Raw genomic sequence first — 14,925 nt, 5'->3', positions numbered from 1 at the left:
GCGTGCTGGTCGTCGCTCTGGTCGGGCTGTGGGCCGCCGGGACGTCTCCGGCGGGTGCCGTGGCATGCCTGGCCCTCTTCGGGTTCGCGTTCTCCACCGTGCCGCCCGTGCTGTCCCACCGCGTGCTGCTCGAAGAGCTCCCAGGCAACCGGTAGACGATTAGTATCGCCACGATTACACTAATCGCATGGAAGCCTACTCCTGGCCTCGTGTCACGCAGTTCCACAACCGCACCGCGGAGCTGCAACGCCTCGCAGCGTGGTGGGCCTCCCCGGAGGCGGACCCCGTCGCTCTCTCCGGCCGCCGGCGCGTCGGGAAGTCCTGGCTCCTGCACCGGTTCGCCCACGGCAAGCCCGCCGTCGTCCTGGTGGCCGACCGACTGTCTCCGGGCATGCAGCTCGACCGCCTCGCTGCTCAGCTCGCACCGCACCTCGGTGTGACGCCCCACCTCGAGAGCGCAGCCGACCTGGTCCGCGCTCTCTATCGACTGGCCCGCGACAAACAGGTCCTCGCCGTGGTCGATGAGTTCCCCTACCTGCTCGGGACCACCGCAGCGGAACAGCGGGCCCACCTGACGTCGATCCAGGCCGTCATGGAGGAGGAACGTGACCACTCGCACCTGAAACTGGTTCTCGCCGGCTCGACCCTCTCGGTGATGGAGTCGCTGCAGGCGGAGAAGAACCCCCTCCACGGGCGCACCACACCGCTGTGCCTGCGGCCGTTGCGCTTCGTGGGCGCCACAGAGTTCATGGCGGGCGACGACCCCGTCACCCAGCTGCAGCGCTTCGCCGTCGCGGGCGGCATGCCCCGCTACCTCACGGCGCTCGCGGGGCGCCCGCTCCTCGAGTCGATCACCGAGCAGGTCGTCGATCCCTACGGCCCGCTCTTCAACGAACCCTTCGCGCTGCTGTCCGCCGAGCTACGAGAACCCACCACCTATCTATCGATACTCGCCGCCTTGGCCGCGCGCCCTCAACAGATCGCGGACATCGCGGGCATGCTGCACACGCCGGCACAGCGCCTCCCGGAGTACCTCGCAACCCTCGAGGAGCTGCATCTCGTCTCCCGGCATCGCCCCGTCGGCGCCAGCCCGCAGAGCAGGAGCAGCCAGTGGCGCTGCGACGACGACTTCCTCCGGTTCTGGTTCCGGTTCGTGCACCCGCGGCGCGGAGACCTGGAGGCCGGGCTCGACGCACGCGAGTACGTCGAGTCCCGCGTCGCCCCAGCCCTGGCCGACCATGCGGCACAGACCTTCGAAGAGGTACTGCGGGACTGGGTCCGCGCCCGGTACGGCGCCGAAGCACCCGCCGTCGGCGGATGGTGGGGCCCTGCTCTGCACCCGCTGCGCCGCGCGAAGAGGAGGTTCACCGAGGAGATCGATGCCGTCGGACTCGACGGCCGGGCCGTGCGCGTCGTCGCGGAGGCGAAGTGGACGAGCTCCCCCATGGACACCGATGTCCTGAGAGACCTGCGCGAGTACAAGATTCCTGCGCTGGCCCAGTCCGGGCTGTCCACGGAAGGGACGTCGATCGTCCTGACGGCACGGTCAGGCTTCAGCCGACGGCTCGTCGATGCGGCCGGCAGCGACCCTGCCGTGAGGTTGGTCCGGGCAAAGGACATCCTCGCGCCCTGACCTCGGCGTGGTGGAGCATGTCCTCATGGACGACGCCGCACGCTGCCCCTGCCTGAGCGGTCTGCCCTACGGCGAGTGCTGCGGGCCGCTGCACGCCGGTGCGCGGCCCGCGGCCACCGCCGAGGCGCTCATGCGGTCGCGGTACTCGGCCTTCGCCGTCGGCGACGCTCCGTACCTCCTGCAGACGTGGCACCCGACGACGCGGCCGGCCTCCCTGGAGCTGGACCACGACCAGCAGTGGCGCCGGCTCGACGTCCTGGCCACGCGCGGCGGCCCGTTCGACGACGACGGCGAGGTGGAGTTCGTCGCGACGTTCCGGTCGGGGGCGGGGCCCGGCGGGCCCGGGCGGCTGCACGAGCGTGGGCAGCTGCACGAGGTGAGCCGGTTCGTCCGCGAGGGCGGCCGCTGGTTCTACGTCGACGGGGACATCGCCGGGTGAAATATCCCACTGCGGGTAGTTCTGTCCATGGACAGCGCCCCACCGCAGGCCCAGGCTCGGTACCGTCAGCATCCCGCCACCATCAACTTCAAAGGGGACATCTCTGTGACCGACCACCCGCCGCAGCCCGGATCGCCTGCCGACCCGCCCTCGGCGCTGCCCGCTGACGACACCGCGACCGCAGTGAGCACCACGCCCGCCGAGCCCGCACGCCGGTCCCGCAAGGGCCTCGTGATCGGCGGCTCGATCGCCGCCGGGTTGCTCGTCCTCGGCGGCGCCGGCGCTGCCGCCTACGCGATGCTCGGCGGCGGCGGTGAACAGCCGGAGGAAGCGCTGCCCGCGTCCACGATCGGCTACGTGCGCATCGACCTCGACCCCTCCGCGGAGCAGAAGATCAACCTGCTGCGCCTGGCCGACCGGCTGCCGGACCTCAGCGAGGACCTCGGCATCGAGATCACCGAGGACTCGGACCTCAAGCAGGTCCTCGCCGAGGCGATCACGACCAGCGGCGAGTGCGAGATCGACTACGAGGCCGACGTCGCGCCCTGGATCGGTGAGCGCGCGGCGCTCGCCGCCGTCCCGGGCGACGACGGCGAGCCGCACCCGGTCGGGGTGCTGGCCGTCACGGACGAGGACGCCGCCCGCACCGCGATCGAGTCCGGCCTGGGCTGCGGCGAGACGGTCGACGCGGCGCAGGTCGCCTTCACCTCGGGGTACGCGATCATCACCGACGGCACGGCGACGGCCGCAGCCGACGTCGTGGCCGACGCCGAGGAAAGCTCGCTCGCGGACGACGAGGCCTTCGGCGCGGACATGGAAGCGCTCGGCGACGCGGGGCTCGTGTCGTTCTGGGCCGACGCCCAGAGCGCCCTCGACTGGTCGCTCGAGAGCGCCGGCGAGCTCCCCGACGACGCGCTGACCGAGGAGTACCTCGCCGAGCTGGACGGCTACACCACGATGGCCGGTGCCCTGCGGGCGAACGCCGACGGGATCGAGCTAGAGTTCCTCACGGCCGGTGACGAGGAGCTCCTCGCCCCGTACCAGACGTCCGGCACCTCCGTGGCGGCCGCTCTGCCGGAGACGACGCTGGTCGCCGTCGCCGGCTCGACAGCGCCCGACGCCATCGACGACGCATGGGAGCAGTTCCGCGAGCTGTACGACTCGATGAGCTCCACGCTCGGCGGGGGCGCGCTGATGTCGAGCACCGGCGCCGGCATCACCTCGCCGCGAGCAGGGCTGGACACCGACGTCGACCCGATGGCCGACTACTGCCGGGACGCTGCCGAGAGCAGCCTCGGGATCACCGGTGACGACCTCTCCCCCGAGGACCAGATGATGATGGACGCCTTCATGGACGCGTGCACGGGGGCCTCGACCGAGGAGGAGCCGACGACGATCGCGGACGACCCCTGGGGCGGGACGGACCAGGGCGGGATGAGCCAGGGCGGGATGGCGCCGCCGGACCTCGACGGCATGGTCGCGCTGCTCGCCGACGAGTACGACATCCACCTGCCCGACGACCTCACGACGCTCGCCGGCGAGCAGGTCGCCGTCGCCGTCGACTCGCGCGGACTGGAGTCGCTCGACACCGTCCAGACCATGGCCGACGTCTCCGTGGGCGTCCGCACCGTGGGCGACACGGACGCGCTGCAGGACCTCGCCGGCCGGATCGACAGCCTGCTCGTCGAGGCCGGTCAGGACTCGCTCGCGACCTCCCCCGCCGACGACGGGTTCGTGTTCGCGACGAACGACGCGTACGCCACCGAGCTGGCCGGCGACGGCGGACTCGGCTCGACCGACGCCTACCGCAGCGTCGTGGCGGACGACGAGGTGAGCAGCGTGCTGTTCGTCGACCTCGACCAGCTCGAGGGTGTGCTGCGCCCCGCGCTCGAGTCGGACCCGACGGGCCTGGCCTACCTCGAGCCGCTGCGCGCGGTGGGGATGACCAGCAGCGCCGACGACTCGTACATGACGGCGACGCTGCGCCTCAGCTTCGACTGACGCCAGGGCTGTGACGGCCCAGTGGGCGTGACGGCCGTGGAGCGGGCCCGCGAGGGGCCGCTCCACGGCCGTTCTGCTGCGCAGGCCGTGGCCGGGTGCCGTCGTATACCCGTGCGGCCGGGCGGCCGACCGCGAGATGCCTCGACTCGTCCATCAGTTTCCGCGCGGGGTTCCCGTGCTTCCGGGCGGCGCTGGTGGGGTACGTCGCGGCGACGCGGGCCTCGTGGAGCGATGCGGACCTGAACGCGCTGTGCCCAGCGACGCCGTACTCGTCGACGCCCGCCGAGTGGGTGGGGATGCAGGCGGCCGGGGCTCGCGCGGTGAGGGCGTTCATGGGTGCGGCGGATGTTGCTGCTTGGGCCGGTGCTGTGGCGTTGAACCCGTCGCGGGTGACTGCGGCTGACCGGGAGCGGGACGAGGTGGTCGCCGCTCTCTGGCGTCGGCGCTGGAACACGTCAGTCGTCGCCTACTCACCCCAGCGGCGCTCCCCTTCGGCCGCCGGTTCGTGCAACGAGTCGAACCACAGATCCGTCACCCGACCCTCGTGCCGCCGGTGGTGCAGGCCCCAGAGCGTCTGCCGTGCGAGCGCTGTGATGCGGGGCTGGATCTCGCGGAGCATCGCCGTTCGTCCCGCCGCCGACACCGGCAGCTCGGCGATGGCGTCGCTCATCGCGTCAGGTATCGCCTCGGCCAGACTGCCGACGGTGTCCAGGACCCACCCGACGTCGGTGCCGGTCGCCGTCGCGAACCGCCGCCAATGCCGCTCCTCCACCTCACCGAACCGCTTCTCCCCGCCGATCGATTGCGCGGCCGACCCGAACATGAGGCGACCGGCGCCGTCGGCGAGCAGGCCGGTGGAGACGTCGTAGAGCGGCGCGAGGCGTGCTTGGCGCCCGACGAGCAGGAGCGCGTAGTTCTTGGCGTGCGCATCCGGTGCACCGACAAGGTAGTTGGCGACGACGGCGGTCACGAACCGCTCGGCGGAGCCGTCGCGTGTGACGTCACGCAGACGGGCGGCGATCTGCTGGACGCCCGGACCGCCGTCGGCCTCGTACTTGCGTTGCGGCACGAGCCCGAATGTCTGCACGAGGTCTTCCTGATGCACACGGACGAGCTTCCCGTCGGGGCGACGACGGCGGTCGTAGCGTTCGACGACGATGGCCGGCTGGTCCTCGAACTCCCGGTACGCCGTGGTGGCGACCTCGAGGCCGACGAGGGCCAGGGTGCGCATGCTGACGTGCTCCGCGAGCGCCTGGGCGGGGAGCTGGACGATGCCGGGTTTGACGATATGGGTAGACGGCGCGGACCCGCGTGGGTAGCCCCAGCCGTCCGCGGTGCGGACCAGGGCGAACTTGCCCTGGGCGCCGGCGAGACTCCAGTGCTCACCGAGGTCGTGCCACGCCGCAGGGTCGGTGCGCAGGTTCCGGAGCCGGGTGGCGATCTCGGGTTCGGTGACCGGCTCGACGTCGCCCGAGGACCGCATCGCGCCGTCCAGCTCGTCCGGCGGCGCGAAGATCGCTGCTCCTGCTGTGTCGCGCCCGATGGCGGCGATCAGACCCAGCGTGTCCCCCGGTCGGACGCCGAACTCGCGTGCCCATCGTTCCTGGACGTCCGTCCGGTCGGGCAGGAGTCCCTTGAGGTAGGCCTCGACGTAGCGTCGTTGGTACTCGGTGTCGGAGACGGGCATGGACAACGACAGTGGTGTGGTTCCTGGGCGACGTAGTCCGCGTCGTAGCGCAGAGTTGTCCGGCCGCGATCCCGGCTGATCAGCCCAGCGCGGCGTCCGTAGAGCCCGAAGGCGAGCTCCGCGCCACTCACGGTTCCTCTCCCAGGAGCTGGTCGAGCGCGTCGTCGAAGTTCGATTCGTCGTCAGGGGTCAGGGCGACGGCGAGGCCGAGCGCGCGCACGACAGCGAAGGTCCGGGACAGCTCGGCGCCCGGACGCCTCCCGCGTTCGACGTCGATGACGAACGCGCGTGAGACGCCGGCGCGGCGCGCGAGCTCTGCCTGGGTCAGCCCGCGCGACTGTCGCTCGGCCCGGATCTCAGCACCGAGGGCGACGATCGAGCTCACCGTTCGCGGCATGGTGTCACGGTACCGGAACATATCTGTCTGTCATAGATGTGTGACATACCGGTTTGTCACAGAACTGCGACACGGCCACCGGGGACCCCGCCGACGGATGGGGCGTGCGCGAGGAAGAAGCGTCGCACCCAGAGGGTAAGAAAAGTTCAGTAGGGCGCGTCAAAAACGTTGGCTAGATGTTGCGGGTCATGACGTTGGTGACGCGGGGCCGGGAGTGAGGAAGGGGTAGGCCCTGGCGGCAGGATGGAAGTGCGACCAACCGTCCTCGCCGAGAAAGACCTACCCCTTCATGACTCACGCTAACGCCCCGTTGACCCCTGCTGGCCGCCTGCGTCTGGTCCAGCGCTGCCAGGCGCGCCCGATCGCTCACGTCGCTGCGGAGGCCGGTGTCTCACGCGCCTGCCTGTCGAAGTGGAAGAACCGGTACGACCGGTTCGGTGAGGCAGGTCTGCACGATCGGGCCAGCATCCCGCACACCTCGCCGACGCAGACCCCGGCGAAGGTCGTCGAACGCATCGAGGAGCTGCGTCGCGAACACAAGTGGTCCGCGGCCCGTATCGCGCTCGAGCTCGCAGCCGAGGGCCACCACGTCTCGACCCGCACAGTGGGCCGCTGGTTCGAGCGCCTCGGCATCAACAAGCGCTGGCACCTGGACCCCGACGGGTCGTCCAACCGTCGCCCTGGACGGATCACGGCCCGCTACCCGGGCCACATGCTCCACCTGGACGTCAAGAAGGTCGGCCGCATCCCCGATGGCGGCGGATGGCGCGCCCACGGCCGCGGCTCGGACCAGGACAAGGCCGCCCAGCGCGCCAAGACCCGCGGCACGAGGGCCGGATACGTCTACCTGCACTCCGCGGTCGACGGGTTCTCCCGCCTGGCCTACACCGAACACCTGGCCGACGAGAAGGCCGCCACCACCATCGGCTTCTTCTGCCGCGCAAGAGCGTTCTTCGCCGCGCACGGCATCAACCGGATCGTGCGGGTCGTGACCGACAACGGCGCCAACTATCGTGCCCGTGACTTCGGACGCACCGTGGGCTCCTTCGCCTCGCGCCACCAGCGCACCCGCCCCTACACACCCCGCCACAACGGCAAGGTCGAGCGCTACCAGCGCATCCTGACCGAGGAGCTCCTCTACGCCCGCACCTGGACCAGCGAGGCCGAACGCGCCAACGCCCTGCAGATCTGGAACCTGCACTACAACTACCATCGGCCCCACACCGCCGTCGGGAACCAGCCCCCGCCGCGAAACTACCGACCAGCGTCACCAACGTCGTGGCCGGCAACAGCTAGAGGCGGTTGAGAAGGTTGGATAGGTCGCGTGAGCAGCCAGTACACGCGTCGCGTCGTGGACAGCTTCCTCGACGACTTCCAGCCTCACCTGCGAGCCCCTTGAAGTGTCCGACGCCCGAAAGCGTCCCCACAGTTGTTCGCGCAGGTCAGGCGTAACGATCGGACGCTTCGGACGGTTGTGGACACTGCGATCCCGCTGTCGTGTCTCAGGACCTCGGTGGCAGTTCTGCCGGCCCTGAATGCGTCAAACTCGGACGGCGACCCAACTACCCGCAGGTTGGTGCAGATCGACCATATCTCGTCATCGCGACGCGAGCAGGGCCAGCACGCGAGCGGCCGCCGCCTTCGGTGGCTCGTGCTCCCAGATGCGCACGACTGCCCAGCCCTGCTCGGCGAGCAGGCGGTCGGTGTCGCGGTCTCGCTCGCGGTTCGCCGTGAGCTTGACACTCCACCACTCGCTGTTCGCCTTCGGGGTCGTGCCGTGCTCCGGGCAGCCGTGCCAGAAGCAGCCATCGACGAAGATGGCGACCTTGGCTCGGGTGAACGCAACGTCGATCGTTCTGCGGCGTTGGCCGGGCACCGGGAACGCGACGCGATACCTCAGTCCTCGCGCGAAGAGTTCACGGCGCAACGCCAGCTCGGCCGCGGTATCTCGACGGCGTGCGGCGCTCATCCTCCGTGACACTCCGGCCGACGAAGAACCAGGGTGCGGAGGAACGTGCCGTGCCGCTCCGGCATCCACCACCACCACCCACCTTCTGAAGCGATCGCCCGTGGGCGTCCACTTGATCATTGACCACGATGCTGACCCTCGTTCACAGCGACGTGACCACGTCGCTCGACACACGTTGTCGTAGTCCGCCGCCCTAATGCGTTGCCGGACGCCCTCGTGCCGTCAGGCTGACCTGACTTGACGAGGCGCTCGGATGCAGCGGGATGTGCTGCGGCTCCATGGCGTCGGTGCGATCAGAACAGCCGCTTGTCTGCGGCGCGCTCTCCGTACCGACGCTGACCAGCGGCAACCACCATCTCGAGCCTGTCGTCGGGCGTCTTGGGTGCGTCGGTGACGATCGCTCGGTAGAGCGCGCGTCCCGTCTCTGAGCGCTCCAGGATCGCTTTGTCGCGCTCAGCGTGTGCGCGCAGCACGTTCCATACCGCCCCGACGCTGACACCGTTCCCGAGCTGCTTGTACGTCTGGGCTGCAGACTGGCCGCCGAAGTCGAAGTTGTCCGGGAGGCCTTGAAGCCGAGCCGCCTCACGCCACGCCAACCGGCGTCGAAGCGGACCCAACACCGAGGTCTGTGTGATGGCGACGAGCGCCGGCAGGTGCGTCATCCGCTTCGCCCGGATTCCGGACGGCCTGAGCTGCATCGCGCAGTCCCACAGCCGGGGTGACTGTTGCGCCTGCCACTCGAGCTTGCGCCGCGACTGCGGGAATTCATTGACAGGCCAATTGTTCAACCAGGCGTCGAGCGCAACCCTGTGCTTCGTGTAGAACTCGGCGTTCTTCCGGAGGAAGTTCTCCTTCCACCGTGGTGTTCCCTCAGGTATCTCCAACGTCGCGGCATCGACCCACGCGTCGACCCAGATGGGGAACCCGGGGAGTTTAGCCCCGTCACCGTCGATGCGCCGGACCTCTGCCCACATGAGCTCCACGAAGTCGTTCCAGGCATCGATCCACAGAATCTCCTCGGACGAGAGCTCCAGATCGGAGGTGACCTCGACGTCCCCCAGGGGAAGGTCGGTCGTCAACAGCCATTCCTCGTCGCCTCGCTGCGAGATGTTCTCGATGACCGCTGGGACGTCGTCGGCTTCGCAGGCACCGTCCGGGTCGTACGTCGCCGTGATGAAGACGCGCTCTCGCACCTGCGGCCTGCCCCCTCGCTCGATGGGCAGCAGGTGCGGCGAGAACACTGTCGGCGTCGCAGACACACGGTAACCAGCGTCACGCAGTTCCCGGATGATGACGTCCCACTCGTGGCCGTGCCGAGGTCCAGCGAGGTTCCGCACGTTCTCCAAGAGGACGACCGTGGGGCGGTGCTCATGGATGATCCTCAGGATGTTCCAGAACAGAGTGCCGCGGGTCTCCTCCATCCCGCGCTGGGCACCAGACTTGGAGAAGGGCTGGCATGGAAACCCGGCTGCGAGCAGGTCATGCGGAGGGACGCTGACGACGTCGTCGTTGGCGTCCTTGGTGATGTCGCCGAGGGGCGAGTGACCCCAGTTCCGTTCATAGACGGCGGCAGCAGCTGGGTCGATCTCAACGGAGTACACACACTCGCCACCGAACGCCTCGAGGGCCGCAGCGAAACCGCCGATGCCAGCGAAGAGGTCGATGTACCGGAACGATCGTCCTGCGGACACGTGGGCTCCCATGAGGACAGCTTGCCAGCTCGAACGCATGTGCGCAAGGGGCATCGCCGAGCCTGTGGAGAACAGCGGCCCATCGTACCGCGGCCACCGGCGCGAGCGGGGCGTCTCCGAATAGCCCCGCGGTTAAACCCGTGCCGAGCGGCTCACTGCCTGCCCGTCGGCAGTGGCGCTTGAACCGGGCCGCCACCTCCTCGATCGACACCTGTCGGCTGACCCGACTTTGGCCACACAACACCGCGATCGTGGCCGAAGTCGGGTTCGTCACGGCCGCACGCTGCTGCCGCACCACCTGGGCCAAGATCGGAACTCCTGCCCATCAAGCCCCTATCCGACGACCTCCGCGAAGCCCTCGACAAGATCGATCAGGCCGCCCGCTGAAGGGGACGCCACGATGGCCCAAGTCGCCCGACTCGGGGCGATGCGCCCTAAGGGGCAGGTACCTCGACCGACTCGCTGTAAATCAGGAAGTTGTCGATGTTGCGCTTGTTGATCATCACCTTGAGCGCGCGCGAAGCGCCGTCCGGCTGCCTGCCCTGCTTGAAGCTTCCGAGCACGACGCCGAAGTTGGCCGCGTTGATCTCGAGCACCCTCATGCGCTCGAACCGCACGGCCTCCTTGAAGCGGCGCGCGTACGACAGCTCGTTGTAGCCCTTCTTCGCAACGTAGCCCTTGTCGCGCCGCCACTCGTTCCACGCGATGGTGGCCAGGTCGCCATTGTCGCGGGCGTGCCAGGTCCGGTGCTCGTAGACGACGTACCAGAACCGGCCGTACTGCTCTATGCAGCGCTTGAGGTCCTCGGCGTCGTTGCCCGGCGACTCGTGCTTGATGATGTCACTGGCCTTCAGGTCTCCGTAGAAGTCGAGCTTGCCCCGCTCGAGGAGCAGCAGGTCGTAGTCGAGCAGGCCCTTGCGCTTCTCCTTCTGGAACTGCACGAGGTCAGTATGGTCGCCGGTCCGGGTGAACGCGTCCAGCCGGTACTCGAGGTAGAACCCCGGCCACTCGCCTTGGTTGCGGTCCTTCCACTTGGCGTCGTGCATCTGCTCCAGGGCCTCGATCCACTCGAGCCGGTCGCCGGTGAGGAACTCGCGGTTGAAGCCGGCAAAGACGTCGAGGTGTGGGTGCCGTTCCTCGGTCCGGGCGGCCAGGTAGCCCGCGAAGAGGTCCGCCCGGACGCTCGTGATGTGGTTGCCGTTCTTGTCCTCACGGGAGAACTGGCCCAGCGTCTGTGCCTGGAAGAGGTCGTTCGTGTAGACCCAGGCCGAGGAGTTGTTGGCATTGCGCGCGGCGTAGGTGTGCGGGTCGTAGTCGACGAAGATCGTGACGTCGTCGTAGCGGTAGATCCCGACGAAGTGCGGTGTCAGCCCCTCGGCGACCGCCTGCCGGTAGGCCACGGGCCAGCTCTTCGGGATCTGGATGCGCTTCTTGAACTCCGGGTGGGGGAATCCCATGTGAGTGATCTGCTTGTAGAAGATCACCAAGTCGCCGAGCCGGGCCGCCGGCACGCCCGCGTACCTCCCGAAGGTCGCGTCGGTAAGCGCCGCCAGCAGCAGTTCGCGCTTCTGGATCGGCGACAGTTTCGTGTCGATGTCCTGGACCAGCGCGCCGCTCGGCGTGATCTGGTCGACGTTCAGAGTTCCCACGCGGGCTTTCCTACCAGTCGGTGGTCCATTGCGCGATCTACTTGGTGGAACGAAGGTTCTCGTCGAGGGTCACGAGCACCAGCTCGGGCGGCACCCGACCGTCCCGGGCGAGGACCCGCTGCGCGTCGTGCCGGTCTTCCTCCCGAGGCACCCTGCACGAGGAGCGCGGTTGCCGGACCGGCACGCGGAGGGCGTCCTGCCGACCACTCGTTGAACGGGAACAGGTCTGCACCACGTCGCAGCCCCGCCGCAACCGACACAATGGCCCGCATGCTGCCCAGCAACGCGCGCCCACGCCCGTCCTCCGCCCGACGTGCGGCGCCCGTCACCGCCGCCGTCGCGGCGGCATTCGCCCTCACAGCCTGCTCCGCCGACACGGCCCCGGCCCCTGACTCCGCCGCAGCCGCCTCGCCGGCGACCGAGCAGAGCGCGACGCCGGCTGAACCGTCGGCCGTATCTTCGCCGTCGGACACCCCGATCCCGGAACCCACGGAGTCCGAGGAACCCGAGTCCTCCCCCGCTGCCGCACCCACCTACCCGCCGTTCGACGAACGTACCGACCGCGCTCTGCAGACGATCGCAGCGATGGAGGCGACGCTCGGCGCGGGCGCCTTCAAAGTCGAGGGCGACGACGACGGCACGGAATGGAAGCTGGAGCTCGCGCGGGGCGACGAACGGCTCAAGGTGAAGGCCGAGGCTGACGGGACCGGGCTTGCCACGACGAAGACCGACCGAGACGACCTCGACGATGATGACCGCGGCGCCCTGAGCAGCACGCAGATCAGCCTGAGCGAGGCGATCGCGCGGGTCGTCGAGCAGACAGGTGGGGTCCTCGATGGCGCCGAGCTCGAGGAGGACGACGACGCCGCCTTCTGGGAGGTCACGGTTCTCCTGGGAGATGACGACGAGGACTATCGCGTCGATCTCGCCACCGGCGAGGTCTCGCGCGACGACTAGCCTCGCCTCCCCCATCAGCCCGGCGCCGGCGCCGGCCCCAGCCGTCCTGACCAGGGCCGACGCGGCCGCACCGCCCGCGCACGAGGTCACTTCACCGAGACCTCGACCCCGTCCGAGAACATCGAGTCGTGCAGCTCGAGCGTGGCCGGGGTGGCCTTCTTCGGCAGGTCGAACACGACCACGCCGTCGACGGTGTTGCCCGGGTTGATCTCGTTGAGGAAGCTGTTCGAGTCCTCGAGGTAGATCGCCGCCCCGGTGTCTGCGGAGTGGGTCCGCCCCTTCGTGTCGACGAGCTCCTGCGAGTCGCCGTCGAAGTACTGCGCCTCGTCGCCGATGTTCTCCACCGTCATGTGGACCAGCACGAACTGGCCCTGCGCCTTCTCGTTGAGGAAGTCGTCGCCGATCTGCTTGACGCCGTCCTCCAGCTTGGTCACGGTGAACTCGAACTTGCCGTCGCGCACGGCGTCACCCAGGCCGGGCAGGTCGGCCGCGGCAGGCTCCTCGGCATCCTCCTCGGCCGCGGCATCCTCGTCAGCCGCGCCGCCGTCGTCGGCGGGCGTGTCTGCCGCGGCGTCCTCGACGACGGTCGTGCCGCCGTCGGCCACCGACGACTCGTCCCCGCCGCCCAGCTGCGCCCCGACGATCGCGATGCCCACCAGCGCGCCGAGGCCCGTGAGGACCTTGTGCCGGGCGAACCAGCTCTTGCGCTTCTCGGGCGCGGGGGGCGGCCCCCAGCCCTGCGGCGGCGGGCCGCCGGGGGCGCCGTACGGCTGCTGCGGGTATCCCGGCGGCACCGCACCGGTCGGCTCCCCGGCTGACGACGGCGGCACACCGCCCGGCGCGGAGCCTGCAGGCGGTGGCCCGAAGGACGAGGGCTGCTGCTGCGACGGGTCGGGCTGCTGCGTGGACATGGCGTCTCCCTGAGCGGATCGGTCGGTTGCGAACGGCACGATCCTGCGCTGCGGCACCTCGGCCGCGGATCCCCTGGTCGGCTCGACCCGTCGAGCCGATCGGGGGAGACCGTGGCGCGAGGTCGAGCCGATCCGCCGACGGCGAGCGTCGGGCGCACCCCGTAGCCTCGCCGCATGAGCAGCCCGTCACCCTCCCCGTCCGGCGGTCCGCCGCCCGGGGCCGGTGGCGGGTGGACGCGACCCGGCGCCCCGCTGCCGGCCCCGCACCCGGGCACGCCGTCGACGAGCCTGCCGACCGCACCACAGCTGCCGCCGCGTCCGCGAGGCCGCACCTTCTGGAGCGTGGCCGGAACCGTCGGGGCCGTCGTCGTCGCCTGGTTCTGCGCGATGCTCGGCCTGTCCATGGACTACCCGGCGGACGTCACCGACACGCAGCTCGCGGCGGTCATCCTGTGGTTCTTCGTGGCCGGTGGCGTCGCGGTCGCGATGGTGTGGCGGCAGCGGCACCCCGTCGTGGTGTGCCTCGCGACCGCCGTGATCGGCGTCGTGAGCCCGCTCGGCGCGGTGGCCCCGCTGATCGCGCTGCCGTGGGTGGTGGCCCGCACCGACTGGCGGCGCAGCCTGCTGTGCGGCATCGCCACCGCGGTCGCGCTGGCCGTCACGTTCTGGCGCGACACCACCCGTTCCGGGGAGGACGTCATCTTCTCGATGGCCGTCGAGGACGGCGGCCCGCTGACGTACATGACGCCGCTCGGGTACACGGTCCTCGGGACGCTCGCCCTGGGCCTCGCGGGCGGCGTCGGCCTGCTGCGCCGCCTGGCGACCCACGCCGACGCCGCCCGGTCGGCCGCGGCCGTCGAGGCTCACCGGGCCGCCACGTGGCAGCAGCAGTCGCAGTCGCTGCAGTCGGAGCTCTCCCGGCAGGAGGAGCGCGACCTCATCGCCCGCGAGATGCATGACACGGTCGCTCACCAGCTCTCGCTCATGTCGTTGCAGGCCTCGGCGCTGGAGGTGTCGTCCGACGACGGCGAGATCGGGGACGCCGCCCGGTCGATGCGGGCCGCGGCGCACCATGCGCTGGAGGAGATGCGCACGCTCATCACCTCGCTGCGGGAGGGCGCGGACGACTACGGCGCCCGTTCGTGGTCGCTCGCCGACCTCGCCGACCTGCTCGACTCGGCCCGAGACCGGGGTGTCGACCTGGTCGCGACCGTCTTCATCACCGACGGGGACGCCGCACCGGCGACGCTCACACGCACCGTGTACCGGGTGGTGCAGGAGTCGCTGACCAACGCCACCAAGCACGCACCCGGCACCCGGGTGGCGGTGAGCGTCCGGGCCCGTCCGGGGGACGGCATCGACATCACCGTGCGCAACGCGCCGCCGTCGGTGAGCGCGCCGGACACCGTACCGGGCAGCGGCTCCGGGATCCTCGGGATGCGCGAACGGTGCGAGGCCCTCGACGGCAGCTTCGACGCCGGATGGCAGGACGACGGCACGTTCCTCGTGCGGTCGCACCTGCCGTGGGCGGCGGCCTCCTAGGCCGTCCCGCGGGCCGGCCGTGGCGATGTCGCAGGTGGGCGCTACTGTC

General features: G+C 70.0%; 12 protein-coding genes and 1 pseudogene. 7 read left to right on the top strand and 6 right to left on the bottom strand.

Translation table 11 applies throughout. The features are described 5' to 3' along the window. The first annotated feature begins 2 nt into the window (after positions 1–2). From ACH5HR_RS07175 to ACH5HR_RS07160, 4 genes are all read left to right on the top strand, one after another. A complete protein-coding gene (locus ACH5HR_RS07175) occupies positions 3–155 on the top strand; it encodes a hypothetical protein (protein ID WP_402376775.1) in 153 nt (50 codons plus the stop codon). A gap of 32 nt (positions 156–187) precedes the next feature. Continuing rightward, positions 188–1,633 (top strand): ATP-binding protein, encoded by a 1,446-nt coding sequence (locus tag ACH5HR_RS07170; RefSeq protein WP_416477071.1) that lies wholly within the window; start codon positions 188–190, stop codon positions 1,631–1,633. A gap of 25 nt (positions 1,634–1,658) precedes the next feature. After that, positions 1,659–2,072, top strand: coding sequence for a YchJ family protein (locus ACH5HR_RS07165; protein ID WP_416477069.1), 414 nt, complete (start codon positions 1,659–1,661; stop codon positions 2,070–2,072). Between the two features lie 105 nt (positions 2,073–2,177). Further along, complete coding sequence (locus tag ACH5HR_RS07160; RefSeq protein ID WP_416477067.1) at positions 2,178–4,073, top strand: DUF3352 domain-containing protein; 1,896 nt, start codon at positions 2,178–2,180, stop codon at positions 4,071–4,073. A 466-nt stretch (positions 4,074–4,539) separates the two neighbouring features. Here ACH5HR_RS07160 and ACH5HR_RS07155 read toward each other — a convergent pair whose 3' ends face one another. Continuing rightward, entirely contained in the window at positions 4,540–5,946 is a 1,407-nt protein-coding gene (locus ACH5HR_RS07155) for a HipA domain-containing protein (RefSeq protein WP_416477231.1), read from the bottom strand. Next, positions 5,888–6,157, bottom strand: a complete 270-nt coding sequence (gene relB / locus ACH5HR_RS07150) for a type II toxin-antitoxin system RelB family anti-toxin (RefSeq protein WP_416477065.1) — start codon at positions 6,155–6,157, stop codon at positions 5,888–5,890. Before relB ends, ACH5HR_RS07155 begins: the two co-directional genes overlap by 59 nt. 289 nt (positions 6,158–6,446) lie before the next feature. On the opposite strand from relB, the pseudogene ACH5HR_RS07145 reads away from it, so the two are divergent. Next, a pseudogene (locus ACH5HR_RS07145) lies at positions 6,447–7,453 on the top strand (IS481 family transposase). A 301-nt stretch (positions 7,454–7,754) separates the two neighbouring features. On the opposite strand, the gene ACH5HR_RS07140 reads toward ACH5HR_RS07145, so the two are convergent. The 3 genes from ACH5HR_RS07140 to ACH5HR_RS07130 form a co-directional block, all read right to left on the bottom strand. Beyond that, on the bottom strand, positions 7,755–8,246 hold the full coding sequence (locus ACH5HR_RS07140; protein ID WP_416477063.1) for a very short patch repair endonuclease: 492 nt from the start codon (positions 8,244–8,246) through the stop codon (positions 7,755–7,757). Positions 8,247–8,419: 173 nt separating this feature from the next. Next, positions 8,420–9,829, bottom strand: a complete 1,410-nt coding sequence (locus tag ACH5HR_RS07135) for a DNA cytosine methyltransferase (RefSeq protein WP_416477061.1) — start codon at positions 9,827–9,829, stop codon at positions 8,420–8,422. 422 nt (positions 9,830–10,251) lie between these two features. Next, complete coding sequence (locus ACH5HR_RS07130) at positions 10,252–11,466, bottom strand: hypothetical protein (RefSeq protein ID WP_416477059.1); 1,215 nt, start codon at positions 11,464–11,466, stop codon at positions 10,252–10,254. A 585-nt stretch (positions 11,467–12,051) separates the two neighbouring features. Here ACH5HR_RS07130 and ACH5HR_RS07125 point away from each other — a divergent pair. Next, positions 12,052–12,423, top strand: coding sequence for a PepSY domain-containing protein (locus ACH5HR_RS07125; RefSeq protein ID WP_416477057.1), 372 nt, complete (start codon positions 12,052–12,054; stop codon positions 12,421–12,423). 86 nt (positions 12,424–12,509) lie between these two features. Here ACH5HR_RS07125 and ACH5HR_RS07120 read toward each other — a convergent pair whose 3' ends face one another. Continuing rightward, entirely contained in the window at positions 12,510–13,334 is an 825-nt protein-coding gene (locus tag ACH5HR_RS07120; RefSeq protein ID WP_416477055.1) for a DUF4352 domain-containing protein, read from the bottom strand. Positions 13,335–13,508: 174 nt separating this feature from the next. Here ACH5HR_RS07120 and ACH5HR_RS07115 point away from each other — a divergent pair, with 174 nt between their 5' ends. Further along, a complete protein-coding gene (locus tag ACH5HR_RS07115; protein ID WP_416477053.1) occupies positions 13,509–14,876 on the top strand; it encodes a sensor histidine kinase in 1,368 nt (455 codons plus the stop codon). Positions 14,877–14,925: the final 49 nt, after the last annotated feature.

Origin of the sequence: Isoptericola maris, assembly GCF_048065335.1 — a bacterium.
In the GTDB taxonomy this organism is placed as follows: Bacteria; Actinomycetota; Actinomycetes; order Actinomycetales; family Cellulomonadaceae; genus Isoptericola; species Isoptericola rhizosphaerae.
This window is presented reverse-complemented; position numbering and strand designations above follow the sequence as displayed.

What these genes read in the sequence shown, in the direction of transcription:
- ACH5HR_RS07170 (WP_416477071.1), top strand. Translation starts at nt 188, where the DNA reads ATGGAAGCCTACTCCTGGCCTCGTGTCACGCAGTTCCACAACCGCACC.
- ACH5HR_RS07140 (WP_416477063.1), bottom strand. Translation starts at nt 8,246, where the DNA reads ATGATCAAGTGGACGCCCACGGGCGATCGCTTCAGAAGGTGGGTGGTG.
- ACH5HR_RS07135 (WP_416477061.1), bottom strand. Translation starts at nt 9,829, where the DNA reads ATGGGAGCCCACGTGTCCGCAGGACGATCGTTCCGGTACATCGACCTC.
- ACH5HR_RS07115 (WP_416477053.1), top strand. Translation starts at nt 13,509, where the DNA reads ATGAGCAGCCCGTCACCCTCCCCGTCCGGCGGTCCGCCGCCCGGGGCC.
- ACH5HR_RS07120 (WP_416477055.1), bottom strand. Translation starts at nt 13,334, where the DNA reads ATGTCCACGCAGCAGCCCGACCCGTCGCAGCAGCAGCCCTCGTCCTTC.
- ACH5HR_RS07165 (WP_416477069.1), top strand. Translation starts at nt 1,659, where the DNA reads ATGGACGACGCCGCACGCTGCCCCTGCCTGAGCGGTCTGCCCTACGGC.
- ACH5HR_RS07125 (WP_416477057.1), top strand. Translation starts at nt 12,052, where the DNA reads ATGGAGGCGACGCTCGGCGCGGGCGCCTTCAAAGTCGAGGGCGACGAC.
- relB (WP_416477065.1), bottom strand. Translation starts at nt 6,157, where the DNA reads ATGCCGCGAACGGTGAGCTCGATCGTCGCCCTCGGTGCTGAGATCCGG.